The sequence below is a fragment of the Kitasatospora sp. NPDC087271 genome (assembly GCF_044744605.1).
GTDB lineage: Bacteria > Actinomycetota > Actinomycetes > Streptomycetales > Streptomycetaceae > Kitasatospora.
Map to the genome: position 1 here is coordinate 197,518 of NZ_JBIUYQ010000011.1, position 25,126 is coordinate 222,643.

25 protein-coding genes and 2 tRNA genes are annotated in these 25,126 nt (G+C 72.3%); 15 read left to right on the forward strand and 12 right to left on the reverse strand.

Going from position 1 to position 25,126, the window contains the following annotated elements; all coding sequences use genetic code 11:
- Positions 1 to 183 precede the first annotated feature (183 nt).
- Positions 184 to 2,259: a phosphocholine-specific phospholipase C gene (locus tag ACIO9K_RS20540; RefSeq protein WP_363619973.1), complete on the forward strand. Its 2,076-nt coding sequence runs from the start codon at positions 184 to 186 to the stop codon at positions 2,257 to 2,259.
- Here the strand turns inward: ACIO9K_RS20540 and ACIO9K_RS20545 are convergent.
- A complete protein-coding gene (locus ACIO9K_RS20545) occupies positions 2,249 to 2,797 on the reverse strand; it encodes a hypothetical protein (protein WP_363619971.1) in 549 nt (182 codons plus the stop codon). The two genes, ACIO9K_RS20540 and ACIO9K_RS20545, sit on opposite strands and share 11 nt — an antisense overlap.
- A 180-nt stretch (positions 2,798 to 2,977) precedes the next feature.
- Here ACIO9K_RS20545 and ACIO9K_RS20550 point away from each other — a divergent pair, with 180 nt between their 5' ends.
- The 6 genes from ACIO9K_RS20550 (at position 2,978) to tgmC (ending at position 7,106) form a co-directional block, all read left to right on the forward strand.
- The gene (locus ACIO9K_RS20550) at positions 2,978 to 3,220 is read left to right on the forward strand and encodes a hypothetical protein (RefSeq protein ID WP_363583622.1); all 243 of its coding nucleotides are present in this window, start codon (positions 2,978 to 2,980) and stop codon (positions 3,218 to 3,220) included.
- On the forward strand, positions 3,192 to 3,725 hold the full coding sequence (locus ACIO9K_RS20555; protein ID WP_363583620.1) for a DUF6879 family protein: 534 nt from the start codon (positions 3,192 to 3,194) through the stop codon (positions 3,723 to 3,725). The genes ACIO9K_RS20550 and ACIO9K_RS20555 overlap by 29 nt, the downstream gene beginning before the upstream one ends.
- 31 nt (positions 3,726 to 3,756) lie before the next feature.
- On the forward strand, positions 3,757 to 4,605 hold the full coding sequence (locus ACIO9K_RS20560; RefSeq protein WP_363619969.1) for a helix-turn-helix transcriptional regulator: 849 nt from the start codon (positions 3,757 to 3,759) through the stop codon (positions 4,603 to 4,605).
- A 74-nt stretch (positions 4,606 to 4,679) separates the two neighbouring features.
- Entirely contained in the window at positions 4,680 to 4,994 is a 315-nt protein-coding gene (gene tgmA / locus ACIO9K_RS20565; RefSeq protein ID WP_400331643.1) for a putative ATP-grasp-modified RiPP, read from the forward strand.
- A 1-nt stretch (position 4,995) separates the two neighbouring features.
- A complete protein-coding gene (tgmB, locus tag ACIO9K_RS20570) occupies positions 4,996 to 5,967 on the forward strand; it encodes an ATP-grasp ribosomal peptide maturase (RefSeq protein ID WP_363583614.1) in 972 nt (323 codons plus the stop codon).
- On the forward strand, positions 5,964 to 7,106 hold the full coding sequence (tgmC, locus tag ACIO9K_RS20575) for an ATP-grasp peptide maturase system methyltransferase (RefSeq protein ID WP_400331646.1): 1,143 nt from the start codon (positions 5,964 to 5,966) through the stop codon (positions 7,104 to 7,106). Before tgmB ends, tgmC begins: the two co-directional genes overlap by 4 nt.
- A gap of 21 nt (positions 7,107 to 7,127) precedes the next feature.
- On the opposite strand, the gene ACIO9K_RS20580 is transcribed toward tgmC, so the two are convergent.
- Positions 7,128 to 7,331: a DUF397 domain-containing protein gene (locus ACIO9K_RS20580; RefSeq protein WP_363583610.1), complete on the reverse strand. Its 204-nt coding sequence runs from the start codon at positions 7,329 to 7,331 to the stop codon at positions 7,128 to 7,130.
- Positions 7,328 to 8,155, reverse strand: a complete 828-nt coding sequence (locus ACIO9K_RS20585; protein WP_400331649.1) for a Scr1 family TA system antitoxin-like transcriptional regulator — start codon at positions 8,153 to 8,155, stop codon at positions 7,328 to 7,330. The genes ACIO9K_RS20580 and ACIO9K_RS20585 overlap by 4 nt, the downstream gene beginning before the upstream one ends.
- Positions 8,156 to 8,257: 102 nt before the next feature.
- On the opposite strand from ACIO9K_RS20585, the gene ACIO9K_RS20590 reads away from it, so the two are divergent.
- Together ACIO9K_RS20590 and ACIO9K_RS20595 are read left to right on the forward strand one after the other, a co-directional pair.
- A complete protein-coding gene (locus ACIO9K_RS20590; RefSeq protein WP_400331652.1) occupies positions 8,258 to 8,386 on the forward strand; it encodes a hypothetical protein in 129 nt (42 codons plus the stop codon).
- 326 nt (positions 8,387 to 8,712) lie between these two features.
- Positions 8,713 to 9,018: a hypothetical protein gene (locus ACIO9K_RS20595; protein WP_363619961.1), complete on the forward strand. Its 306-nt coding sequence runs from the start codon at positions 8,713 to 8,715 to the stop codon at positions 9,016 to 9,018.
- Between the two features lie 10 nt (positions 9,019 to 9,028).
- Here the strand turns inward: ACIO9K_RS20595 and ACIO9K_RS20600 are convergent, their stop codons facing one another.
- On the reverse strand, positions 9,029 to 9,835 hold the full coding sequence (locus ACIO9K_RS20600) for a phosphoribosyl-dephospho-CoA transferase MdcG domain-containing protein (protein WP_400331655.1): 807 nt from the start codon (positions 9,833 to 9,835) through the stop codon (positions 9,029 to 9,031).
- A 173-nt stretch (positions 9,836 to 10,008) separates the two neighbouring features.
- Here ACIO9K_RS20600 and ACIO9K_RS20605 point away from each other — a divergent pair, with 173 nt between their 5' ends.
- Positions 10,009 to 10,236: a hypothetical protein gene (locus tag ACIO9K_RS20605; RefSeq protein WP_363583600.1), complete on the forward strand. Its 228-nt coding sequence runs from the start codon at positions 10,009 to 10,011 to the stop codon at positions 10,234 to 10,236.
- A 63-nt stretch (positions 10,237 to 10,299) separates the two neighbouring features.
- Here the strand turns inward: ACIO9K_RS20605 and ACIO9K_RS20610 are convergent, their stop codons facing one another.
- On the reverse strand, positions 10,300 to 13,503 hold the full coding sequence (locus ACIO9K_RS20610; RefSeq protein ID WP_400331658.1) for a S41 family peptidase: 3,204 nt from the start codon (positions 13,501 to 13,503) through the stop codon (positions 10,300 to 10,302).
- Between the two features lie 234 nt (positions 13,504 to 13,737).
- Between ACIO9K_RS20610 and ACIO9K_RS20615 the strand changes: the two genes are divergently transcribed.
- Together ACIO9K_RS20615 and ACIO9K_RS20620 are read left to right on the forward strand one after the other, a co-directional pair.
- Complete coding sequence (locus tag ACIO9K_RS20615) at positions 13,738 to 15,441, forward strand: chitinase (protein WP_400331661.1); 1,704 nt, start codon at positions 13,738 to 13,740, stop codon at positions 15,439 to 15,441.
- A 62-nt stretch (positions 15,442 to 15,503) separates the two neighbouring features.
- The gene (locus tag ACIO9K_RS20620) at positions 15,504 to 16,694 is read left to right on the forward strand and encodes an MFS transporter (protein WP_363619953.1); all 1,191 of its coding nucleotides are present in this window, start codon (positions 15,504 to 15,506) and stop codon (positions 16,692 to 16,694) included.
- Here ACIO9K_RS20620 and ACIO9K_RS20625 read toward each other — a convergent pair.
- From ACIO9K_RS20625 to ACIO9K_RS20640, 4 genes are all read right to left on the reverse strand, one after another.
- The gene (locus ACIO9K_RS20625) at positions 16,691 to 17,326 is read right to left on the reverse strand and encodes a DJ-1/PfpI family protein (RefSeq protein WP_363619951.1); all 636 of its coding nucleotides are present in this window, start codon (positions 17,324 to 17,326) and stop codon (positions 16,691 to 16,693) included. The two genes, ACIO9K_RS20620 and ACIO9K_RS20625, sit on opposite strands and share 4 nt — an antisense overlap.
- Positions 17,326 to 18,297: a GlxA family transcriptional regulator gene (locus ACIO9K_RS20630; RefSeq protein WP_363619950.1), complete on the reverse strand. Its 972-nt coding sequence runs from the start codon at positions 18,295 to 18,297 to the stop codon at positions 17,326 to 17,328. Before ACIO9K_RS20630 ends, ACIO9K_RS20625 begins: the two co-directional genes overlap by 1 nt.
- A gap of 152 nt (positions 18,298 to 18,449) precedes the next feature.
- Positions 18,450 to 18,523: transfer RNA gene (locus tag ACIO9K_RS20635), tRNA-Lys, on the reverse strand.
- Between the two features lie 73 nt (positions 18,524 to 18,596).
- A complete protein-coding gene (locus ACIO9K_RS20640; RefSeq protein ID WP_400331754.1) occupies positions 18,597 to 19,511 on the reverse strand; it encodes an NADP-dependent oxidoreductase in 915 nt (304 codons plus the stop codon).
- Between the two features lie 181 nt (positions 19,512 to 19,692).
- Between ACIO9K_RS20640 and ACIO9K_RS20645 the strand changes: the two genes are divergently transcribed.
- Both ACIO9K_RS20645 and pgi read left to right on the forward strand, forming a co-directional pair.
- Positions 19,693 to 21,276: a Na+/H+ antiporter gene (locus ACIO9K_RS20645; protein WP_363619946.1), complete on the forward strand. Its 1,584-nt coding sequence runs from the start codon at positions 19,693 to 19,695 to the stop codon at positions 21,274 to 21,276.
- Between the two features lie 184 nt (positions 21,277 to 21,460).
- Positions 21,461 to 23,122 carry a glucose-6-phosphate isomerase gene (gene pgi, locus ACIO9K_RS20650; protein ID WP_350882566.1) on the forward strand — a complete coding sequence of 554 codons (1,662 nt, stop codon included), beginning with the start codon at positions 21,461 to 21,463 and terminating at the stop codon, positions 23,120 to 23,122.
- Between the two features lie 148 nt (positions 23,123 to 23,270).
- Here the strand turns inward: pgi and ACIO9K_RS20655 are convergent.
- The 3 genes from ACIO9K_RS20655 to ACIO9K_RS20665 all read right to left on the reverse strand — a co-directional run bounded on the left by ACIO9K_RS20655 (position 23,271) and on the right by ACIO9K_RS20665 (position 24,506).
- Positions 23,271 to 23,344: transfer RNA gene (locus ACIO9K_RS20655), tRNA-Lys, on the reverse strand.
- A 68-nt stretch (positions 23,345 to 23,412) separates the two neighbouring features.
- Positions 23,413 to 23,970, reverse strand: a complete 558-nt coding sequence (locus tag ACIO9K_RS20660; protein WP_063349288.1) for a bifunctional DNA primase/polymerase — start codon at positions 23,968 to 23,970, stop codon at positions 23,413 to 23,415.
- A gap of 161 nt (positions 23,971 to 24,131) precedes the next feature.
- Positions 24,132 to 24,506: a hypothetical protein gene (locus ACIO9K_RS20665; RefSeq protein WP_363583584.1), complete on the reverse strand. Its 375-nt coding sequence runs from the start codon at positions 24,504 to 24,506 to the stop codon at positions 24,132 to 24,134.
- Between the two features lie 249 nt (positions 24,507 to 24,755).
- On the opposite strand from ACIO9K_RS20665, the gene ACIO9K_RS20670 reads away from it, so the two are divergent.
- Complete coding sequence (locus ACIO9K_RS20670; protein ID WP_400331668.1) at positions 24,756 to 25,124, forward strand: hypothetical protein; 369 nt, start codon at positions 24,756 to 24,758, stop codon at positions 25,122 to 25,124.
- Positions 25,125 to 25,126: the final 2 nt, after the last annotated feature.

A 25,126-nucleotide genomic window follows, 5' to 3' on the forward strand; every position in this document is an offset into this window, starting at 1 on the left:
CGGCGTTTCCGCCGCCCGTTCAGCCCGGCGTCGCTCGGTGACACCCGGACGAACAGTCCGCCAACCCTGCCGCGCGCATCTGGTGGACGCCTCCGGCCGGGGTGGAAGATGCTCCGCGATCGATGAGCCCCGACTTGTGTACACAACATCGCCAGATCGCCAGTGAAGGGACGGGCCGGGCTGATGGCCGAGCTGAGTCGTAGGAAGTTCGTCACGCTGTCCGGTGCCGCCGCGGCGGGACTCGCCGTGGCAGGCACCAGCGCCGCAGGGGCCGCCCCCGGCGCGCCCGCGGTGGCCTCCACCGCCACGCTCCAGCAGACCGGCACCATCAACGACGTGCAGCACGTGGTGATCCTGATGCAGGAGAACCGCAGCTTCGACCACTACTTCGGCACGCTGCGCGGCGTGCGCGGCTTCGCCGACCGCAGCGCCATCCAGATAGCCGGCGGCTACAGCGTCTTCAACCAGCCCAACGGCCTGCTCGGCCGCCAGTACCCGTGGCAGTTCAGCCAGACCAAGCCGGCCGGCGGCGCCGACCCCGAGCGCCTCGCCCAATGCAACGGTGACCTCAGCCACGGCTGGAGCGATCAGCACAAGGCCTGGAACAGCGGCAAGATGGACTCCTGGGTCGCCGCCAAGGGCAACGTCCGCACCCTCGGCTTCCTCACCCGCCAGGACATCCCGTTCCACTACGCGCTGGCCGAGAACTGGACCATCTGCGACGCCTACCACTGCTCCGTGCTCAGCGCGACCGGCCCCAACCGCACCTACCACTGGTCCGGCCAGATCGACCCGGCCGGCAGCGCCGGCGGCCCCGCGTACGACGGCGGCGACGAGAAGGGCCTGCGCTGGCAGACCTACGCGGAGGCGCTGGAGAGCGCCGGCGTCAGCTGGAAGGTCTACCAGAACGCCGCCGACAACTACGGCGACAACGCCCTCGCGTACTTCACCCAGTTCTCCGGCGCCCCGGCCGGCAGCCCGCTGGCCGTCAAGGGCATGGGCTCGGTGCCCAAGGCCACCGGCAGGACCCCGGACGACATCGCCGCCGCGATCAGGGCCGACGTGCTGAACGGCACCCTCCCGCAGGTCTCCTGGATCGTCCCCGACCAGGCCTCATCCGAACACCCGTACGCCACCCCGGCCGACGGCGCGCACTTCGTCCACCTGGTGATCGACGCGCTGAACGCCGACCCGAACGTCTTCAACTCGTCCGTCCTGTTCATCAACTACGACGAGAACGACGGCTTCTTCGACCACGTCCCGCCGCCGGCCGCCCCCGCCGGCACCCCGGGCGAGTTCTACAACGGCACCAACATCGGCCTCGGCTTCCGCGTCCCCATGATCGCCGTCTCGCCCTGGACCCGCGGCGGCTGGGTCAACTCCGAGACCTTCGACCACACCTCCGTGCTGCGCTTCCTGGAGACCTGGACGGCCGCCCTCGGCACGCCCGCGCAATGCCGGAACATCAGCGACTGGCGCCGCCGCGTCTGCGGCGACCTGACCAGCGCGTTCGACTTCGCCAACCCGGTCTACGGCCTGCCCGGGCTGCCCGACACCTCGCAGACCATCGGCCTGTCGGCGTGCGGCCCGCTGCCCAACCCGGCCCCGGTCAACAACCAGCTGCCGATCCAGGAGACCGGCACCCGGCCGGCCCGCGCCCTGCCGTACCAGCCGAACGCCAACCTGGACCACCTGGAGTTCGGCTCCGGCGGGGTGATGAAGGTCTGGATCACGATGGACAACGGGGGCGCGGCAGCGGCGAAGTCCGCCCACTTCGCCGCCTACGCCAACGCCTACCGCAGCGGCGGCCCCTGGCAGTACACCGTCGATCCGGGCGGCACCACCAGCGACTTCTTCAACTGCGGCACCAACTTCGGCGGCGGCCCCTACGACCTCACCGTCGTCGGCCCCAACCGCTTCCTGCGCCGCTTCAAGGGCGACGCCACCAAGGCGGGCAAGAACGCGGCCGTCACCGCCTCGTACGCGGTCGAGCCGGGGACGGGCAAGCTGGCGGTCTACTTCAAGCTCGCCAACTCCGGTACGACGCCGCTGACCTTCACGATCGCCTCCAACAACTACCGGACGGACGGCCCCTGGACGTACCAGGTCCCCGCCGGCGGCAACGTCACCGATTTCTTCAACGCCGTGGCCTACAACAACGGCTGGTACGACTTCACGGTGACGGTGGACGCGGACGCCGGCTGGTCCCAGCGCTTCACCGGCCACCTGGAGACGGGCACCCCCAGCGTCACCGGCTGACGGTCGCCGCTACATGGACGGAGACCCCACTACCCGCCTCGCCGGGTAGTGGGGTCTTGGGCGGACCGAACAGGGGGATCGGACGGCGGAGTCGCACGGTCCCGTCGCCACCGTGGATGCCGTGCTGGGGCTGGAGGTCTCCGTGCACCCACCCTTCGGCGTGGAGGTCTGCCACGGCGCGGCACAGCCCGACCGCAGCGGCCAGGGCCTCGTCCCGCCCTCCTTCGCCCTTGCGCAGGGGGCGGAGGGCCTGCCAGGTGGACGGTCCGACCAGCCACGGGGTGACGAACCAGACGCCGTCGTCGAACCGGCCGGCGGTCACGGTGTAGCCGGGGAGCTGGTCCAGCACCGAGGCTTCCCTCGCGGTGACCTCGGCGGCCTCGCCGGTGCCGAGCTTGATACTCGCGACGCCCCGCGGACCGGTCGCCTTCCAGACCGCCGAGCCCCGCCGGTTGCTGATCTCCTCCAGCTCCAGCGGTCCGCAGATGGCCGCCGCGGTTTTCAGCGCTTCGGCGGCCTCAGGAGTGAACTCGCCCATTCTCTTACTGCCTTCCACTCGCAAGGGATGTGCCGCTTGCGAGATGCGTCGGACCCGCTCCGAATGCGCCGGCCTGCTCCCCTTGCGCTCTTGAATGTCCGTCATCTCTGCGGAACGGTAATGCAAGGACGCGCAACCGGCTTGGCACGGGAGGACCCGATGGCACTACGGTTCAACGGGATGGACCCCGAGACCCAGGGGAACGGATCGCCGACGGTGTGGGTGGACGACCACGAGCGGGAGCTGGTGTTCCAGGGCTGGAAGCCCAGGGAGGAACTGCTGACCGAGGTCAGCACGACCGAGTGGGTTCCTGGCCACACGATCGGCGTCCCCGAGGGTGAGGCCGTGGTCCGTATCCCGCTCCGCATGGCGGCGATCATTAGGAAGGCACTCGATGACGCAGAACGTTCCGGACTTCTCTGACCTGCTCAAGGCCGCGCAACACTCGGCCGTGCACCTGGAGATGCGTGACTGGTACGGCGTGGGCGATGAGTCGACGGACTTCGCACGCTTCCAGCGGAGCGGCGTCCACCCCGATCTCGACCCCGAGTCCGAGGGCTGGGCCGGGTGGGTGCCTCTCGTCCGGGAGGCCGTCAGCCGGGGCGTGGTCATGCGCAGGGCCCGGATCGTTTCGGAGCCGGTGACCGACTACATCCGCTTCGAGCACGCCGGGACCGCCGTGAACGTCGCGGCCGGCGAACAGGTCCGTTGGCTTCCGCGCCGCCGGGCGTCGGACATCGCACTACCGGGCAATGACTTCTGGGTCTTCGACGGCCGGTTGGTCGAGTTCAACCACTTCACCGGCGTCGGGGACTGGGCCGACCCCAAATATGAACTGTCCGAGGACCCGGCGGTGGTGAAGCTCTGCGTCTCGGCCTTCGAAGCCGTCTGGGAGCGGGGCATCGACCACCCGGAATACACCGTCTGACCTCTGCGATATCCCACCGGACAGCCAGTTCATGCCCGCTTCTCCCTCATCCAGCGCGCAGGCCGCCCGCGCCGCCGTTGCCGCGCGTCTGCGCGAGCTGATGCTGGACGCCGGCCTCAAGGGGCAAGAACTGTCTGCCCGGTGTGGATGGCACCCGGCGAAGACCTCGCGCATCCTCTCCGCGAAAACGGCCCCTTCCGATGCGGACGTTCGGGCCTGGTGCATCGCCTGTGGCGCCGAGGAACAGGTGCAAGACCTCATTGCCACGGCGCGCGCGGTGGAGTCGATGTACATGGAGTGGCGTCGGCTCCAGCGCAACGGCATGCGCAAGGTCCAGGAGGACGTCTACGCGCTGAACGAGCGGGCCCGTCTGTGCCGGGTGTACGTGTCCAACGTCGTGCCCGGATTCTTCCAGACGCCGGCCTACGCCACGGCCTTGATGCGCTCCATCACGCAGTTCCAGGGAACTCCCGACGACGTGACAGAGGCCGTTGCCGCCCGCGTGGCCCGCAGCCGGTTCCTGTACGAGGGCGGCCGCCGGTTCGTGGTGTTGATGGAGGAGTCAGTGCTGAGGTACCGCATCGGCGATACCGAGGTGATGCGTGGCCAGCTTCGGCACCTGCTCACCGTGGGGCCGCTCGCCACCGTCTCCCTCGGGATCGTTCCGTTCACCGCCCAGCGCACCGTCTGGCCGCTGGAAGCGTTCTACCTGTTCGATGACCGGCACGCCGTGGTGGAGACCCTGACAGCCGAGATCAACGTCAGGCAGCCTCGCGAACTGGCCGACTACGCCAAGGCGTTCGTCCAGTTGTCCGAAGCGGCCGTCTACGGGGACGCGGCTCGCGCCGTGATCACAGCCGCGCTCGACACTCTCGGGTGAATCGGCGCAATATCTCGCAACTTCGTTGAGGCCGGGCGTGGCTTCTCCCTACCGTCGTTGGTGTTGCTCGGGCCGTGGAAGAGCACGGCAACGAAGAACGTGGAGGCGCAGCACAGATGACAACCGCACCGTGGGGCACGACCCGAATGGGTCCGTACCTGGACACCCGCTCGGTCCCTGCCGTCTCGGCCGTGATCGACCCCGAAACGCAGGTTGCCGTGTTCGTGGACGATCAGGGTCGCAAGGTCGAGATGGGGGCGCACGGCACCAGCACGGAGACCAGCACGCCCACGAACACGGGCGGCGGTGACGGGCAGAGCGGCGGGCAGAGCGCACCCACCGACATGGACAGCATGCCAGCGAACGACCAGGACCAGGGCGCTGGCTGACATGGCGCAGGACCGACACCGGGCTGTCCTGGTCCTGACCAACGCGCACGACGTGACGGCCGATGTGGTGCTCCGCATCCTGGCCGAGCGCCGAGTCCCGGTCGTCCGGGTGGACCCCGGTGCCGATCTGCTCGGGGGTGCCTCGCTGACCGCCCACTACAGCAGGAGCGAGCAGCGGGGCACTCTCCGCACATCAAGCCGGGAACTCGACCTCACTCGGGTGCGGTCGGTCTGGGTCCGCCGGCCCTCGCCCTACCGGGCGCCGCCGGGACTGGACGAACACGCGTCCAAGTTCACCAGTGCGCAAGCATTTTGGGGTGCTGGCGGCATCTTCGCGTCGCTTCCCGACGCCCACTACGTCAATCACCCGTGGCACATCCGGAACGCGGAGTACAAGCCCGCACAGCTTGTCGTGGCGGGCCGGAGCGGTTTCCTGGTGCCGAACACGGTCATCACCGCCGATACCGACGAAGCGCGCCGGTTCTGCGCCGACCAGTCCGGCGGAGCCGTCTACAAGCCGGTGTGGGACAGCCGGTACCGAGCCCCCGACGGCACTGCGCAAACGGTGTGGGTACGGGAAGTCGATCCGGCCGAGATCACCGACGCCGTGTCCGTGTGTCCGCACATGTTCCAAGCCGCCGTGTCCAAGTCGTTCGACGTGCGGGTGACCGCCGTGGGTGACCGGTTGTTCGGTGTCCGGATCGGCAGTCCCGATCTCGACTGGCGCGAGCGTCAAGACCTGATGACGTGCACGCCGATCGAAGTGCCCGGGCCCGTTGCGCGCTCTGTGATCGCTTATCTGAACGAACTCCGTTTGGTTTACGGTGCGTTCGACTTCGCGGTGACCGCCGCAGGTGACTGGTACTTCCTTGAGTGCAACCCCAACGGCCAATGGGCCTGGCAGGGTGTCGACACCGCTTCGGCGATTGCCCACGCCATCGCCGACCAACTGGAGAAGGGCCCCGATTCGTGAGCGCATCGGCTCAGCTCCGCGCCGCCCTGGTGGACGGGCTCACCGGGGACGATGCGGTCGACGATCCGGCCTGGAGGGCCGCCGCGTTGGCGGTGCCCCGGGAACTGTTCGTCGGATCGTTCTTCGCGGCGGTCCCGGGAAGCAATCCGACCGCGTACCGCCCGGTGCACAGGACCGACCCTGGTTGGCTGGAGCAGGTCTACTCGAACGAGACGCTGGTCACCCAGCTCGACGGGCGGACCCGCCCCGAGGACGTGGCCGAGGGGGCGGTGATCGGGACTCCGTCGTCATCGTCCACCTTGCCGTCGCTGGTGCTGCGCATGTGGCACCAGCTCGGCGCCGAGACCGGGCACCGGGTGCTGGAGATCGGCACGGGGACCGGCTACTCGACCGCCCTCGGCGCGCACCGCCTCGGGGACGCCAACCTGACCAGCATCGAGTACGACCCGGCGGTCGGCGCCACTGCCGCTGCCGCGATCAAGGCGGCGGGGTTCGCCCCCCGGCTGGTCATCGGTGACGGGCTGCTCGGCGACCCGGACGGGGGCGAGTACGACCGGCTGATCGCCACCTGTGCGGTCCGGTACCTGCCACCCCGCTGGCTGCACCAGGTGAAGCCCGGCGGCGTCATCCTGGCCACCCTGTCCGGGTGGGGGCTCGGGTTCGGACTCGTGCGGCTGGTCGTGACGGCCCCGGGAGAGGGGACGGGGCTGTTCATGCCCGGCTACACCAGCTTCATGATCGCCCGCCCGCACGACCGCCCGCCACGCCAAAGCCTCTCGCTGCTTCCGGGGGACGAACGTCCGTCGCGGATCGACCCCGAGGTCATCGGCACGTGGACCGGCAGTTGGGTCGCCCAGCTCGCGGCGCCCTCGGCCGAACGGATGGGAGCCGGCGGGCACCAGATCCTCTCCGACGTGGCCACCGGATCGCAGGCCCGGACCATGCCCGACCCTGACGGGGGATGGGCCGTGGTCCAGCGTGGCCCGCTCCGGCTCTGGGACCAGGTGGAGAACGCCGTCGAAGCCTGGCAGCGGGCCGGCGAGCCGCACCAGGAGGGGTTCGGCATGACGGTCTCGGCGGCCGGGCAGCGGGTCTGGGTCGGAAGTGCGGACGGACCGGGCTGGAACCTGCCGATCTGACCCTTGTGCTCGGACCGGGCGTCAGGCGGTGTCGAACTCGCCGGCTCGGAGGGCGGAGACGAAGGACTGCCAGGCCTCGGTCGCGAAGAGGAGGGCCGGGCCGTCGGTGTCCTTGGAGTCTCGGACGGGGACGGTCCCGGACGGGATCAAGTTCCCCGCGACCTCGATGCAGTCGCCGCCGTTGCTGCTGTACGAAGACTTGAACCACTGAGGCTCGGCGGTCACGGTAGTTCCTCTCTCAGCTGGCTGATCAGGGCCACAGACTCGGCTTGTGAGAGTGCGAGGGCCTGTAGCTGATAGTAGGCCGTGAGGATCGGCGGTACTGCGCCGCTGTCCCGTTCCAGGTGCCCTTGCTGCGCTGATTCGGCGTAGGACATCAGCGATCGGTCCGGAAAGGTGATGATGTTCACCGGGAGATCGAACGATCGTTCCTCGCCTATGGCGTACGGAGCCACCTGGAGAACGGTGTTGGGCAGCCGGGCGAAGGCTGCAAGCTCGTCGAGCTGGGCGGCCATGATGGACTTTCCGCCGACCGGCCGTCGGATGCAGCTCTCGTCCAGGACGACGTGGATCAGCGGAGGGGTTTCCCGGCGCAAGTTCGCCTGTCGGCGCGCAAGGTAGGCAACCCGCTCCTCGGCCTGGTCCTCCGTGATGCTGCCCCGCCGGAGCGCGCCCGCCGCGATGGCCCGTGCGTAGTCCATGGTCTGAAGCAGCCCCGGCACGATACCCAAGGTGAACAGTCTCAGTTCCACCGCCCTTGACTCGTGCGCGGCGTACTCCGGGAAGCCTTCGAGGAGCGCCGAGGTCTTGAGGTCGAGCGCCTTGCGGGCGAAGACGCGATCCCATCCGAAGGCTTTGTCAAGTTCGCGAGCCAGGCGCGGTGTTGGGGGACGTCGACCAGTTTCCACGGCTGACACGTGCGTGGGTGAATAGCCGATGGCGCTCGCCAAATCTTCCTGCCGCCAACCTCGTTCCTCTCGTGAGCTGCGGAGGAACGCACCGAACTCTGCGGCTGGAGACGAGTCGGGGTCCAGCTCGGCCTTGTTCATGAACCACTCTCCACGCACGTTTGAGAGGTTGAAGGACGTCCAATGCTAGAGGACAGTGGCGACCCCGGGTAGTCATTAAACTACGGAACGGAGTCAGCTGTGGTGAGCAAGGAGTCCCCGACCGGGCCGCTCTGCCGCCCGCAGGTCGGCGAGTTGGTCGAGGACGGGACGACCGGCAGGGACGTCGTCTCCATGGGCGTCCCCGCCGAGCCCCGTGGTCGGACCGCGTGAAGCGCCAACCGGCGCTCGGCGTAGACGTGTTGGCCGTAGTCCTCATGTTCGGCGTCGTCGCGTCCGAACCGATCATCCGGCGGGCCACCCAGCGGCGACTCGGCCGGGACCGCCGCCGGTGACCGACCCTCCGACCTGCCCCGCACCGGACTGCTGCGCCCCGGTCGATCTGCTCAACGATGCCAACGCGGCCGGACGGACGTGGAACTGCCCGAACTGCGCCCGGTGGGGCGTCGCCTGGTCGTCGGGCTACCTGGCGAACCAGCCGTTCGAGGAGCCCCTCGTCGTCCTCGGCCACCGGAAAGTCCGGAAGGTGGTGAACCGCGATGCCGATGTTCGGGCGCGCGTTCCTCGGCCTGATGCGTAAGGCTCGGGTCACCTGCTTGTGGCTCTGGGGTGCACACCTCCAGTTCGCGCCGCCGGTCCTGTGGCTCAGCCCTGAACGGCGCCGAGCGGTCGCGGCGGTGGAACGGACGCTCGCCGAGGAACGGCACATCCGGCAGACCTGCGACGAGGCCGCCCGGGACGCCCTGCACGCCGAGCTGTGCGAGGCGATGGCCGGACTCCACCTCGCCCCGGCGCCCCGCCGCCGACCTCGGGCGGCACCCCGACCGCCCAACCGTCCCAACTGATTACGAGGGCTCAGACGAACGGGCCGCGCGGGAACCACGGGTCGCGGACCTCCCGTGGCCCGTCCGGAGTCAGCAGGGTGAGGGTGTACGGCGAGGCCGCGTACTCGGCGAGCTGCACCGAGCCGTAGCGGGTCTCCAGTTCGGCCTGCACCGGGACCGGCAGCCTGCTCAGCGCCCGCCGCAGTTGCAGCGCGTCCCGGCGGCTGATCGGGTGCGGGGTGCGCAGGACCAGTCGCAGCGGGCTCAGCGGCCCGGCGACCGGCACGCCGGTGCCCAGCTCGTAGCCGACCGCGCCGATCGGACCCCAGGACAGCCGGTGGTCCGCGACCAGCCGGCCGACCGCCGGCAGCAGGGCCAGCGCCGGAATCCCGGCGACCCGCTCGGGGTCCAGCCGCCCGCACCGCCCGGCCAGCTGCTCGGGCCGCAGCGTCCGGGCCACCGCGGCCCAGGGCGCCAGCGCGTCCAGCCGCTGTCCGGGGCGCGGCCCGCGTACGATCACCGGGATCCACTGCTCGGGCGCGGCCTCCGGGTCCCGGGTGCAGCGCTGCGGGTGCGGCACGTCCGCCGGGGTGGCGACCAGGGAGGGGGCCCGGCCGACCGTCACCCAGGGGTGCACCCGCAGCACGGCCCGCGTCCAGTCCGGCAGCTCGCCGCCCGCCAGCGGGCGCAGCGAACTGGGGCACTGCATCAGCAGCAGGTCGTGGGTGCCGGGCAGCCGCCCGTCCAGCGCGGCCAGCGGCCCGACCCGCCGGCGCGGCCCGTCGTGGGGGTCCTCGGCGGTGCGACGGGCTTGGCGGGCGGAAGGTACGACGGTCACGGTGGGCTCCAGACGGTGGCGTCAGTTCGGCCGACGGCTCCAATCTGCGCCGGGTGCCCGCCTCCGCGCCACGGCCGTTGGGCGCGTTCACCAGGGACCAAAGGCTCAACGTGCGGCTCGGGGTGCCCGGTGTGAGAGTGGGGGAAGCCCGGTATCCGTTCGGAGGAGGAGTCATGGGCATCTTCGACAGGTTCCGCCACAAGGCGCACGAGGCGACCGGGCAGGACGCCGCCGAGCGTGCCGCCATCGCCCACGACGAGGCCGTGGACGCGTACAGCCCCGAGATCGAGCGGGCCCGCGAGACCCAGGAGGCCCGCGAGTCGGAGCGGCGTGCCGCCCAGGACGAGGCCGACCGGCGCGCGGCCGAGAACATGACGGCCGAGGGCGACCCCTGGGGCTGAAACCTCAGAAGACCCCCAAGCCCCAAGCCCCAAGCCCCAAGCTCCAAGCTCCAAGCCCCCAGGTCACCGCGCCCGCGGCGGCAGCGGCGGGCGTCGCAGGTCCGGCCGGGGGGTGTCCTCCGGCGGGGGAGCCGCGGCGGGCGCGTCCTCCAGCAGGTCCAGCGCCAGCTGGACGGCGGCGACCAGCTCGGGGTGGCGCCCGCGGGCCCAGTCGCGCGGGGTGCGCAGCACGTGCACGTCCGGTTCGACGCCGCGGTTCTCCACCGACCAGCCGAGTCCGCCTTCGAACCAGGAGGCGTTCTTGGGCACCGAGATCCGGGTGCCGTCGCCGAGGGTGTGCCGCCCGGTCATCCCGACGACCCCGCCCCAGGTCCGGTTGCCGACGACGGGGCCGAGGCCGAGCAGCTTGATCGCCGCGATGACCACGTCGCCGTCCGAGCTGGTCGCCTCGTCGGCGAGCGCCACGAGCGGGCCGCGCAGTGCGTGCCGGGGCCAGCGGACCGGCTGGCGGTCCCGGCCGAAGTCCCAGGCGAGGACGTGCCGGGTGAGTTTCTCCAGGACCAGTTCGGAGACGTTGCCGCCGGCGTTGCCGCGCACGTCCAGGACGAGTGCGGGCTTGTCCAGCTCGCGCCGCAGGTCGCGGTTGAACTGCGCCCAGCCGGAGCCGCCGAGGTCCGGGATGTGCAGGTAGCCGCACCGGCCGTCGCTGAACTCCCGCACCAGGAGGCGGCGTTTGGTCACCCAGTCCTGGTAGCGGACGGCCCGTTCGTCGGTCAGCGGGGTGACGGTGATCCGCCGTACCGGGCCGTCCGGGCTGCTACGCAGGGCCAGTTCGACGGTGGTGCCGCCGGTGCCGGCCAGCAGCGGCAGCGGGCCGCGCACCGGGTCCACCGGGCGGCCGCCGACGGCGAGCAGTTCGTCGCCGTCCCGGACGCCCTGGGCGGCGAGCGGGGCGCGGGCGCGCGGGTCGGAGGTCTCGCCGGGCAGCACCCGCTCGACCAGCCAGCGTCCGTCGGGGGAGCGGTGCGCGTTGGCGCCGAGCAGGCCGAGCGGCTGCTGGCCGAGCGAGGGCCCTTCGGCGCGCCGGGACGGGGTGACGTAGGCGTGCGAGGTGCCGAGTTCGCCGAGGAGTTCGCGCAGCAGGTCGGCGAAGTCGTCGGGTGAGCAGACCCGGTCCAGCAGCGGCTCGTACTGGGCGGTCAGGGCGGGCCAGTCCAGGCCGGACATCCGCTCGTCCCAGAACTGGTCCCGGACGATCCGGGCGGCCTCGTGGTAGGCCTGGCGCCACTCGGCGGCGGGGTGCACGGTGTGGGTGATCCGCCGCAGGTCGACGGTGCTGCCGGCGCCACCGGTGACCGGGACGATCCGCAGGGTCCCGGCCGAGTAGACCGCGATCGAGCCGCCGTCCCCGGAGACGGCGTAGCCGTCCAGCTTGTCGACCAGGGTGGTGCGGGTGCCCCGGGCGAGGTCGAAGTACTCCAGCGAGGGGCGGCCGGAGGTGTCGTCGGGGCTGGCGAAGGTCTGCCCGAGGGTGCCGGAGATCGGCCAGCGCAGCCAGACCAGGCCGCCGCGCACCGCGTCGGTGGCCGAGTACTTGGAGGCGATCACCGGGAACTGCAGCAGCCGCTCGCCGATGCCCTGCGGGTCGACGCGGACGGTGCCGTCGCCGCCGCCGTTGCCGTGCGGGGCGCCGTCCTCGGCGGGCGCGGCGAACGGGGACGGCGTGTCGGCGGTGAGCGGGACGAGGTAGGGGCGGCAGCCGAGCGGGAAGGAGAGGTCGCCGGTGTGCACGTCGTGGACGGGGTCGAAGCCGCGCCAGGACAGGAAGGCCAGGTAGCGGCCGTCCCGGGTGAACACCGGCTGCTCGTCCTCGAAGCGGCCGTCGGTGACTTCGGTGACCGGCCCGGGTGCTTCGGTGCGGGTGAGCCGGATCCGGCGCAGCGAGCGCCCGGCCACCGGCTGGGACCAGGCGATCCAGTGCGAGTCGGGGGAGAAGCGGGCGCTGGAGACCGGCCCGTAGCCGGAGGCGGCGAGTTCGCGGACGGCGCCGTCGGCGGCGGCGACCAGCAGCAGCCGCCCGTCGGAGGCGGCGACGGCGAGGTGGGCGCCGTCGGGGGAGGCGGTGAGTTCCAGGACGCGGCCGATCCGGTCGGCGGCGAGCACCCGGTGGCGGTGCTTCTCCGTTTCCTCGTGCCCCGGCAGCGGCATCACCTCGATCGCGTCGGCGCCCTCGGCGTCGGTGATCCAGGCGGCCTCGCCGGTGTGTCCGAGGATCACCGGCAGCCGGGTCCGCACCCCGGGGGTGTCGGCGAGCGCGCGGGCCGGGCCGTCCTTGTGGGTGAGCCAGTACTGGCTGCCGCGCACGGTGATCACCCCGGCCCGGCCGCTCTGGTCGCAGGCCAGGTCCTTGACCTGGGAGGCGGCGCTGACCTGGTACGGGCGGCGGCCGGCCCGGGCGCCGCCGAGCGGGACGGCGAGCCGGCGCGGGGCGGGGGCGTCCAGGCCGTCCAGCAGCCAGAGGTCGCCGGCGTGCTGGTAGACGATCCGGGTGCCGTCGGTGGCGGCCTCGCGGGCGTAGTAGGAGGCGTGGTCGGTGTGCCGGCGCAGGTCGGTGCCGTCGGGGCGGCAGGAGTAGACGTTGCCGATGCCCTCGTGGTCGGAGAGGAAGGCGATCCGCCCGGTGACGGGCATGGGTGAGGCGAGGTGGCCGGGGTGGCCGGCCAGGATCTGTTCGCCGTCCGCCCAGAGCCGGCCGGTGGCGCCGCCCCGGTAGCGCTTCCAGGCGGCGGGCTCGTGCGGGGCGGCGCCGGTGAGCAGCACGGTGCGTTCGCGGCTCATCTGGGCGTCGCCGACGGGGCCCCAGGGCATCCGGCGGCCGGGGGAGCCGTCGGGCGGCAGGGCGTGCGCCCAGGTGTAGTGGCCGAACGGCTCGTGGTAGGAGGTGACGGCGAGCACCTCGCCGTCCGGCAGCCAGCCGCGCACCCGGGTGTCCTGGCTGCCCCAGTGGCTGAGCCGTTCGGCCTCGCCGCCCTCGACGGGGGCGGTCCACACTTCGGGGGTCAGGTTCAGCCAGCTGGTCCAGGCGAGGGTGCGGCCGTCGGGGGAGAAGCGGGGGTGGCTGACCCGGGTGCGGTCGCAGCTGACCCGCCAGGCCCGGCCGGCGGCGCCGTCGGCGTCGAGCGGGGCGATCCAGATGTCGTCCTCGGCGGTGAAGGCGAGCAGCCCGCCGTGCAGGTGGGGGTAGCGGAGGTAGCCGGGCGGGGTCACCCCTCCATCCTTCGACGGGGTGTCACCTCCGGCAACCGGGGCGGCCCGTCGGGGCTGCCGGGCGGCCCGCGCCCAGGGTGCGGACCGGTCTGGACCATTGACACCGCAGTGTCGAATCCACTTCAGTGGTCTAGTCCAACTTGGGTGCCAGGCCGGGCCGCTCCCCCCCACTGGCGCGTGCTCCGGCGTGCCCTCGGACGTCCCCCACGACCGCGCCATCGCAGGAGCCCCCGCATGCGCAGAACCACACCCGCACCCGCCCCCGCCCGCCGGAAGCAGCCCCGCACCCTGCTCGCCGCCGGCACCGCCTCCGCCGTCGCCGCGGCCACCTTGGTCGGCGTCACCCTGGGCCTGGCGCCCGTCGCCTCGGCCGGCGAGTTCCTGGTCAACGGCGGCTTCGAGTCCGGCTCGCTCGGCCCCTGGAGCTGCACCGGCAACTCCGGCAGCGTCGTCACCAGCCCGGTGCACGGCGGCGGCTACGCCCTCGCCGCCGCGGCCACCGCGGGCGACACCGCCCAGTGCGGCCAGACCGTCACCGTCGCCCCCAGCACCACGTACACGCTCAGCGCGTACGTCAACGGCTCGTACGTCTACCTGGGCGTCGACGGCGGCGGCCCCAGCACGTGGACCCCCGGCACCGGCGGCGGCTACCAGAAGCTCAGCGTCAGCTTCACCACCGGCGCCACCCAGACCAGCGCCACCGTCTACACCCACGGCTGGTACGGCCAGGGGACCTACTACGCGGACGACGTCTCGCTCGACGGGCCGGGCGCCCCCAGTCCGACGCCGACGCCCACCGGGTCCCCGACGCCCACGCCGACCACGACGCCCACCGGGACCCCCACCGGGACCCCGACCGGGACCCCGACCGGGACACCGACGGGAACGCCCACCGGCACCCCGACCACCCCGCCGCCGCCCGGCAGCCACGCCCTGGTCGGCTACCTGCACGCCAGCTTCGCCAACGGCGCCGGCTACACCCGGATGGCCGACGTCCCCAACTCCTGGGACTTCATCGACCTCTCCTTCGGCGAGCCCACCTCCGTCACCTCCGGCGACATCCGGTTCAACCGCTGCTCCGTCACCGACTGCCCGACCGTGGAGTCCGACGCCGACTTCAAGGCCGCCATCGCCGCCAAGCGGGCCCAGGGCAAGAAGGTGCTGATCTCGATCGGCGGCCAGAACGGCCAGGTCCAGCTGACCACCGCCGCCGCCCGCGACACCTTCGTCAGCTCGGTCTCGGCGATCATCGACAAGTGGGGCCTGGACGGCCTGGACATCGACTTCGAGGGGCACTCGCTCTCCCTCAACACCGGTGACACCGACTTCAAGAACCCGACCAGCCCGGTCATCGTCAACCTGATCTCCGCGCTGAAGACCCTCAAGGCCAAGTACGGCCCGGGCTTCGTGCTGACCATGGCGCCGGAGACCTTCTTCGTCCAACTCGGCTACCAGTACTACGGTTCCGGTCCCTGGGGCGGCCAGGACCCGCGCGCCGGGGCGTACCTGCCGGTCATCTACGCGCTGCGCGACGACCTCACCCTGCTGCACGTCCAGGACTACAACTCCGGCTCCATCATGGGCCTGGACAACCAGTACCACTCGATGGGCGGCGCCGACTTCCACGTCGCGATGACCGACCTGCTGCTCAACGGCTTCCCGGTGGCGGGCAACACGAACAACATGTTCCCGCCGCTGCCCGCCTCCAAGGTGGCCATCGGCATGCCGGCCACCACCAACGCCGGCAACGGCTACGTCGCCCCGGCCGAGGTGAACAAGGCCCTGGACTGCCTCACCAAACTGGCCAACTGCGGTTCTTACGTGCCGCGTTCGGGCGCCCAGCCGAACCTGCGCGGGCTGATGACCTGGTCCGTCAACTGGGACCAGTTCGGGGGCCGGGAGTTCTCCAAGAACTTCGACGGCTACTTCCGCCGCTGAGATGACGTCGGCGGGAACCGTGCTTGAACCTGACACCGGTGTGAGGATCGAGCATGGTTCCCATGGCGACCACACAGCTCCCGACTCCCGTAGCCCGCACCCCTTTTCCCCTGCCCGCCCTGCTCGCCCTGGCCACCGCCGTCTTCGTCACCGCGCTCACCGAGACCCTGCCCGCCGGCGTGCTGCCCGGGATGGGCGGGGCCCTCGGCGTCAGCGAGTCGGCCGCCGGGCAGACCGTCACCGTCTACGCGCTCGGGACCGCCGCCACCGCGATCCCGCTCACCGCGGCCACCGCCGGCTGGGGCCGCAAGCGGCTGCTGCTCACCGCGATGGCCGGCTTCGCCGCCGCCAACACCGTCACCGCGGCCTCCGCGAACTACCCGCTCACCCTGGCCGCCCGCTTCCTCGCGGGCGTCGCGGCCGGCCTCGCCTGGGCGCTGCTGGCCGGGTACGCGCGTCGGCTGGTGCCGGTCGAGCAGCAGGGCCGGGCCATGGCCGTGGCGATGGCGGGCGTGCCGGTGGCGCTGTCGCTGGGAGTGCCGGTCGGCACCTTCCTCGGCCAGGCGCTCGCCTGGTGGGTGCCCTTCCTGGCCATGACGGCACTGGCGCTCGGCGTGATCGGCTGGATCGCGGCCCTGCTGCCGGACCAGCCCGGACGACCCGCCGGTGAGCGCGCCCCGGTGCGGAGCGCGCTCACCGTGCCCGGGGTGGCGCCGGTGCTCACCGTGACGGTGCTCTTCGTGCTCGCCCACACCATCCTGTTCACCTACATCGCGCCCTTCCTCGACCGGACCGGCCTCGGCGACGCGACCGACACCGTGCTGCTGGTCTTCGGCCTGGCCTCGCTGGCGAGCATCTGGTTCACCGGCGTCCACATCCACCGCCGGCTACGGCAGTTGACGATCGGCGGCGCGCTGCTGGTCGCCCTGGCCGCGGGCCTGCTCGGCCTCTGGTCGCACAGCACACCGCTGGTGTACGCCGCCGCCGCGCTCTGGGGCCTGGGCTGGGGCGGCGCCCCGACCCTGCTGCAGACCGCCGTCGGCGACGCGGGCGGCGAGCGGGCGGACGCCGCCCAGGCGGTACTGGTCACTCTGTGGAACGCCGCGATGGCGGGCGGCGGCGTGGTCGGCGGCCTGGTGCTGGGCCGCCTGGGCACCGGCGCCCTGCCCTGGACGGTGCTCGCCCTGATGCTGCCCGTCCTGGCGGTGGTCACCGGCGCCCGCCGCCACGGCTTCCCGACCGGGCGCCGTTAGCGCAGCTGGAGCCCGTTGGCCAGCAGTTCGGCGACCAGCTCGGGCCGGGCCGTCGCGACCGAGCCCGCCGAGTACGGCGGCTGCGGGTCGTACTCGATGACCAGCTGGATCGCCTCCGCGGTCGCGTCCCCGGCCATCAGGCCGGTCAGCGTCAGCGCGAGGTCGATCCCGGCCGAGACCCCGGCCGCGGTCGCGTACTTGCCGTCGACCACGACCCGCTCCGTCCCGGTCGGCTCCGCCCCGAACTTCTTCAGCGCGTCGAGGCAGCACCAGTGCGAGGTGGCCCGGCGCCCCGCCAGCAGTCCGGCGGCGCCCAGCAGCAGGGAGCCCGAGCAGACCGAGGTGGTCCAGGTGGTGGTGGCGTCCACCGCGCGCACCCACTCCAGCACGGCCTGGTCGGCCAGCCGGGCCTCCGTCCCGGGACCGCCCGGGACGAGCAGCACGTCGGCCGAGTCCACCTCGTCCAGGGCTGCCTCCGCGGTCAGCGACAGGGTCTTCATGTCGGTGCGGACCGGGCCGCGCTTCGCGGCGGTGAACACCACCTCGGCGCCGGGGATGCGGGACAGCACCTCGCAGGGGCCGACGGCGTCCAGGGCGGTGAACCGGTCGTAGAGCAGAACGGCGATGCGCATCAGTGTCCTCCAACAGGATCGGGTCGGAAGCGGCGTCGGTACTCGGCGGGCGGGGCGGCCAGGGACCGGACGAAGGCGCGCCGCATCGCCTCCGGGGTGCCGTAGCCGCAGGAGCGCGCGATCTCCTCGATGCCGTCGGCGGTGTCCTCCAGCAGCCGCCGGGCGGCCTCCAGCCGGACCCCGTCCACGTACCGGCCCGGGGTCACCCCCACCTCGGTGGCGAAGGCCCGGGCGAAGTGCCGCGGTGACAGCGCCGACCTGCGGGCCAGCGCCTCGACCGACAGGTCGGCCTCCGGGTGCTCGGCGATCCACCGCTGCACCTCGCGCAGCGGCTGCCGGGCCGCCACCTGGGCGGCCAGCTGGGTGCTGAACTGGGCCTGGTTGCCCGGCCTGCGCAGGAAGACCACCAGGTGGCGGGCGATCAGCAGGGCGGCGTCGCGTCCCAGGTCCTCCTCGACCAGGGCCAGCGCCAGGTCGATCCCGGCGGTGACCCCGGCCGAGGTGGCGACGTTCCCGTCCCGGACGTGGATCGGGTCCGGGTCCACCTCGACGTCCGGGAACCGCCGGGCCAGCGCCTCGCAGTACGCCCAGTGCGTGGTCGCCCGGCGCCCGGCCAGCAGCCCGGCCTCGGCGAGCAGGAAGGCCCCGGTGCACACCGACACCACCCGCTCGGCCCGGCCGGCCAGCTCCCGGATCCGTGCCACCAGCGCACCGTCCGGGAGGTCGCTGCCCAGCCCGCCGGGGACCAGCAGGGTGTGCACCGGCCCGACCCCGGCCAGGTCCGTGTCCGGCAGCAGCCGCAGCCCGCTGTGGCTGCGCACCGGCCCGCCGCCCGGGGAGGCGGTGGTCACCCGGTACGCTCCCGGCTGCCCGGCGGCCGCGCCCGCCCCCGCGAAGACCTCCACGGGACCGGTCACGTCGAGGCTCTGCACGCCCTCGTAGAGGACGACGACCACGCTGCGCGCTCTCATGCGACCAGCCTGTCACCGGGCCGCAGTGGCAGCAATGACCCGTTTCCCACCTTTCCTGCCACAGCCGGCGGGGATGCCGGTGGGGGTGCCGGTGGGGAGCGCGGAAACGCCGGAAGGCCCCTCGCTCTCGCGAAGGGCCTTCCGACTGTCTGTGCGCCGCCAGGGACTCGAACCCCGGACCCGCTGATTAAGAGTCAGCTGCTCTAACCAACTGAGCTAGCGGCGCCTGCTGACGCGGAGAACATTACCTGGTCAGCAGCCGAAACACACAATCGGCCCGGGCGGCTGCGCCCGCAGCGTCACGGCACCAGGACCACCTTGCCCCGGACGTGCCCGGCGCCGACCAGCCGGTGGGCCTCGGCGGCCCGTTCCAGCGGCAGCGCCTCGGCGATCTCCAGCCGAAGCCCGCCCGCCTCCCACAGCCGCACCAGCTCGGTCAGCCGTGCGGCCGTGCGCGGCCCCCGTAGCCCCCGGACGCCCAGCCGCTCGGCCTCCGGGTAGTCGACCACGGTGCCGATCCGGCTCCGGTCGGCGACCAGCTCGACCGAGGCCGCCAGCGCGCCCCGCCCGGCGGCGTCGAAGGCGGCGTCCACGCCCTGCGGTGCCACCGCCCGGACCCGCTCGACCAGCCCCTCGCCGTACGCGACCGGGATCGCGCCCAGGTCGCGCAGGTAGTCGTGGTTGCGCTCGCTCGCGGTGCCGATCACGGTGGCGCCCCAGGCCCGGGCGAGCTGGACGGCGACGGTGCCGACCCCGCCGGAGGCGCCGTGCACCAGGACGGTGTCGCCGGGGCCCACCGCGAGCAGGGTGAGCGCCAGGTGCGCGGTCTGGCCGGAGGCGGAGAGCGAGCCGGCCTGCTCCCAGGGCATGCCGGCGGGCTTGGCCACCAGCTGGGCGGCGTCCACCGTGACGAGCTCGGCCTGGCTGTCCAGGAGGCGGAAGCCCAGCACCTCGTCGCCGACCTCGACCTGCCGGCCGGAGCCGTCCGGTCCGAGCCGGTCCACCACTCCGGCGAACTCGTTGCCGAGGACGAACGGCGGCTCGACGACGGCCCCCGGCGGGCGGAAGCCCTCCCGGATCGCGAGGTCGACCGGCTGCACCCCGGCCGCGAGGACCCGCACCCGCACCTCGCCCGGTCCGGGTTCCGGGTCGGGCACCTCGGTGACCCGCAGGACCTCCGGGCCGCCGGACCGCGTGACGGTGACCGCCTTCATGTCTGCTCCCACCCTCTCGAATGTTCGACATTCGGCTGCTTGACTGTTCGAACACCCCCGATCCTCGGACCTGAAGTCCGCTTGAGGTCAAGCGATTGTTCGGCGTGTCTTCACCGATGGGCGCATTGTCAGATTTATCCTGGGCGGCGCTCAGCCGTCCGTTGTGGAGAGGAACGTTTCTGTGGGCCAGCTGCCCCTGTTCTTCCTGGTGCTGCTCGCCTCCGTGGTGACCATGCCGCTCGCACGCAGGACCGGAGTGCCGCAACCGGTCCTGATGACCCTGCTCGGCATCGTCATGGCGCTCGTCCCGCAGATCCCGGACGTCACCATCGAGCCCGAGCTGATCCTCCCGCTGGTCCTGCCGCCGCTGATCTTCGCGGTCGCGCGGCGCTCCTCGGTGCGCTACTTCAAGGCCAACGTCCGTTCGATCCTGCTGCTGGCCGTCGCCCTGGTGGTGGTCACCACGGCCGCGGTGGCCGGGGCGGTGCACTGGCTGCTGCCCGCCCTGCCGGTCGCCGCCGCGATCGCGGTCGGCGCGCTGGTCTCCCCGCCCGACCCGGTGGCCGCCGTCGCGGTGGCCGGCAGCGTCGGCCTGCCCCGGCGCCTGGTGTCGATCCTGGAGAGCGAGGGCCTGTTCAACGACGTCACGGCGATCGTCGTCTACTCGCTGGCCATCGAGGCGGTGGTCAGCGGCGACTTCTCGGTCGGCCACGCGGTGCTGCGCTTCATCCTGTCCGCGGTGCTCGCCGTGGTCGTCGGCATCGCCCTCGGCTGGGTCAACACCAAGCTCGCCGAGCGCCTGGACGACCCGACCCAGCAGGTCGCGCTCAACCTGCTGGTGCCCTTCGCCGCCTACGCCATCGCCGAGGAGATCCACGGCTCCGGCGTGCTCGCCGTCGTGGTCTGCGCGCTCTACCTCGCCGAGCGGGCCTCCGACGCCGACGCCGTCTCCTTCCGGCTGGTCGGCAACGCCTTCTGGGAGGTCGTCGAGATCCTGATCACCGGCGTCGCCTTCGGCCTGATCGGCCTGGAGCTGGCCACCGTGCTCAAGGAGGCCGGCCGCGGCTGGACCGGCTTCATCGGCGACGCCGCCGTGGTCATCGGCGTGGTCGTGGTGGTCCGGCTGCTCTGGCTGCTGCCGGCCGGCTGGCTGTCGAAGAAGCTGCGCAGCGGCGACGACGAGGACACCCCGTTCAGTTGGAAGGAGAGCGTGATCCTCTGGTGGTCCGGCATGCGCGGCGTGGCCACCGTCGCCCTGGCCCTCGCCATCCCGCTCACCCTCCACTCCGGCGAGGAGTTCCCCGAGCGCGGCCGCCTGGTCTTCATCGCCTTCAGCGTGGTGCTGTTCACCCTGCTGGTGCAGGGTCTCACCCTGCCCTGGCTGGCCAAGCGGTTCGAACTGGACATCGACCAGGACAAGCACGAGCAGGCCGTCCGCCAGCTCTGGTGGCGGGCCGCCAAGGCCGGGCTCAGGCGGCTGGGCGAACTGGAGGAGCAGGACCGGCTGCCCGCCGAGGTCGCCGACCGCCTGCGGGACCGTCAGCACGACCGGCTGGCCCGGCTCTGCCCGGAGAACTACGCCGAGGAGGAGGCCGCCGAGGCCAAGCTGCGGCTCAGCCAGTGGCGGGCCGCCCGGGAGGTCGAGCAGGAGATGATCGCCGCCTCCCGGCGCGAGATGCTCGCCGCCCGCAGCGAACTCGGCGCAGACCCGGAGCTGGTCGACCAGGTGCTGCGGGGGCTGGACCTGCGCTCGGAACGCAAGTGACGGCCTGTCCGGCCCCGCCGGGCGGAATGTGCGCGACCGGCTCCGCGGTTGCATAGGCTGAGCCCGGGCAGGCCGTCAACGGAGTCGGCGCACCACCAGTACCACCAGTACCCGCACGACCTCGCGAGACCCTCACCGCCTGGCCCTGCCGGTTTCCGCACCCAGATGAATCGAGGAACCACCGATGTCGGAGACCCGTGCCGACGCCCGCACCCCGCTCGACCGCACCCCGCAGTGGGCCGCCCTCGGCAAGCACCGGGCCGCGCTGGGCGAGACGCACCTGCGCGAGCTGTTCGCCGCCGACCCGGAGCGCGGCCGCCGCTACACCCTCCAGGTCGGCGACCTGCACGTGGACTACGCCAAGCACCTGGTCACCGACGAGACGCTGGAGCTGCTGCGCGAACTCGCCGCAGCCACCGGCGTCGCCGAGCTGCGGGACGCGATGTTCCGCGGCGAGAAGATCAACAACACCGAGCACCGCGCCGTCCTGCACACCGCGCTGCGCGCCCCGCGCGGTGCCGTGATCGAGGTCGACGGCGAGAACGTGGTGCCCGCCGTGCACGCCGTCCTCGACAAGATGGCCGGCTTCGCCGAGCGGGTCCGCGGCGGCGAGTGGCGCGGCCACACCGGCAAGCCGATCCGCACCGTCGTCAACATCGGCATCGGCGGCTCCGACCTCGGCCCCGCGATGGCCTACGAGGTGCTCCGCTCGTTCGCCAAGCGCGACCTCGACGTCCGCTTCGTCTCCAACGTGGACGGCGCCGACCTGCACGAGGCGGTGCGCGACCTCGACCCGGCCGAGACGCTGTTCATCGTCGCCTCGAAGACCTTCACCACCATCGAGACCATCACCAACGCGGTCTCGGCCCGAGACTGGCTGCTCACCGGGCTGGGCGCCGGCACCGAGGCGGTGGCCAAGCACTTCGTCGCGCTGTCCACCAACGCCGAGGGCGTGCGGGACTTCGGCATCGACACCGACAACATGTTCGAGTTCTGGGACTGGGTCGGCGGTCGCTACTCCTACGACTCGGCGATCGGCCTCTCGCTGATGATCGCCATCGGCCCCGACGCCTTCCGCGAGATGCTGGACGGCTTCCACCTGGTCGACGAGCACTTCCGCACCGCGCCGCCGGAGCAGAACGTCCCGCTGCTGCTCGGCCTGCTCGGCGTCTGGTACGGCGCGTTCTTCGACGCCCAGGCGCACGCCGTGCTGCCCTACTCGCACTACCTGTCGAAGTTCACCGCCTACCTTCAGCAACTGGACATGGAGTCCAACGGCAAGTCGGTGACCCGCGACGGTTCGCCGGTGACCTGGCAGACCGGCCCGGTGGTCTGGGGCACCCCCGGCACCAACGGCCAGCACGCCTACTACCAGCTGCTGCACCAGGGCACCAAGCTGATCCCGGCCGACTTCATCGGCTTCGCCAAGCCGGTCGCCGACCTGCTCCCGGGCCTGGTCGCCCAGCACGACCTGCTGCTGGCCAACTTCTTCGCCCAGACCCAGGCGCTGGCCTTCGGCAAGACCCCGGAGGAGGTGGCGGCCGAGGGCGTGCCCGCCGAACTCGTTCCGCACAAGACCTTCCAGGGCAACCACCCGACCAGCACCATCCTGGCCGCCGAGCTGACCCCCTCGGTGCTCGGCCAGCTGGTCGCGCTCTACGAGCACAAGGTCTTCGTCCAGGGCGCGATCTGGAACATCGACTCCTTCGACCAGTGGGGCGTCGAGCTGGGCAAGGTGCTCGCCAAGCGGATCGAGCCGGTGCTGCTGACCGGCGAGGGCGCCGAGCAGCTGGACAGCTCCACCGCCGAGCTGGTCGCCCGTTACCGCGCGCTGCGCGGCCGCTGAGCCCCGGTCGGGCCGTCCGCTCCGGCGGGCGGCCCGGTCCTGTTTCCTTGTTCGCTGATCCGCTGATCCGCTGATCCGCCGGTTCGCCGGTTCGTGCGGGAAACGCGGAGAGGCCCCTTGCTTTCGCAAGGGGCCTCTCGGCTGTCTGTGCGCCGCCAGGGACTCGAACCCCGGACCCGCTGATTAAGAGTCAGCTGCTCTAACCAACTGAGCTAGCGGCGCCTGCTGACAGAGAAGACTTTAGCAGCGCCCGGGGTCCGCGCCAAAATCGAATACCGGCCGTCCTCCGTTCACCCCCCGGTCACGGCCGCCGCTCCGGCGGGCACGGCCGCAGCCGGCTCCCGGGCCGCCCGCACGCACGCCCACAGCACCACCGAGGCGCCCGGCAGCCACGGCTCCCGGTCCTCCGGGGCGACGATCCACCGGCCGGAGCCCAGCCCGGGGGAGTCCGGGCCGTTCACCATCCGCTGCACCGGCGGCACGGTCACCGCGTCGCCCTTGCCGTGGCACAGCAGGGGCGGCACGTCCCGGGCCCACTCCTCCCAGGCCAGCAGCCTGCGCAGCCGGGGCCCCGCGCCGGGCTGGACGAACAGCAGCGTCCGCCCCCGGTAGGAGGCGACCGGCCCGCAGCCCGGCCCGGAGGCCCACAGCTCGTCCAGCACCCGGCGGCCGAACAGCGACGGCATGCTGATCACGTCGAAGGCGCGCCCGCAGGGCAGCACCGAGGGTGCCCACGGCCGGGCCTCCCAGAGGGCGCGCATGCTGCGCGGGTACTCGCTGGCGGAGGCGAGCCAGGCCTCGCCGGCCACGGTGACGTACTCCACCGACTGATACGTCCAGATGTCCACGGACAGCAGCCTGTGCCGTCCGCGGGCCGGACGGGAGGGAAAGCACGGTTTGCCGTACAGGACGACGGGGAACGGCGTACCCTTCCCCGCTCGCGCATATGCCAGCGGCTGATGCCGGAGCACCTGGGCCCGGCGCTCCGGCGCCCCGTGCCCGGCTGCGCTCAGTCCTCGTGGCGGCGGGGCTGGAGCAGCCCGCGGCCGTACTCGATCATCTTGGCCGCGTAGTCGGGGGTCCAGTCCGCCCGCTGCGCGATCTCGGCGTCGGACAGCGCGTCGAAGCGGCGCGGGTCCGCCAGCTGTGCGGCGGCGACCGCCTGGAAGTCGGTGGCCCGCTCGGCGGCCGTCCGGAAGGCCAGGGCCAGCTCGGTGGAGCGGCGCAGCAGGTCCGCGGGGTCGTCGATCGACTCCAGATCGAAGAATCGTTCCGGCTCCGGTTCGGCGGACTGCGGCTCGAACAGCAGCTGCACCGGACGCAGACGCCGCGCGGGGTCGGCCTGACCGCCGTGGTCGGACGCCTTCGTGTGGGAGTCGGGCATGAACGGACACCTCCGGGTCTCGGTGGGGGTGGGCGGCGGCTGCTCCGGGCCGCGCCGCACGGCCGTGGCCGCCGTCCATTGTCGCGCGGCGGCGGCCGGTAACGGAACGGTGCGCGTGCGGGCGCTATTCCCCCGCACGCGCCGGGGTCGCGCTACTCCTTCGGGTGGTCGGGCGCGTGCGGTGGCGTCGGGGCGCCGGGGCCGTCGTTGTCCCGGGTGTTCCAGCGATCCACCACCCAGGGAGAACCCATGCCCCTACGCAAGGGCCTCGCGGCCGGACTCCTGCTGATCGCCCCGGCCCTCGGGCTGGCCGCGGCACCTGCGGCCGGGGCCGCCGAGACGACCGTCGTGGTGACCGGGCCGTGGAGCGGCCCGGGCGGCTGGTCGATGGCGACCTGCCCCCAGGGCTCCCACCTCACCGGGGGCGGCTACGCCTTCCGGCCCGCCGCCTCCGGCGACGCCGTCCTGGTCAACGCGCCGAACCCCGACGACCCGAGCACCTGGGCGGTGCGGGCCGAGCACGGGACCGTCCGGGCCTACGCCGCCTGCGAGACCGAGACCGAGACCGAGACCGAGACCGAGACCGAGACCGAGACCGGGACCGGGACCGAGGCCTGACC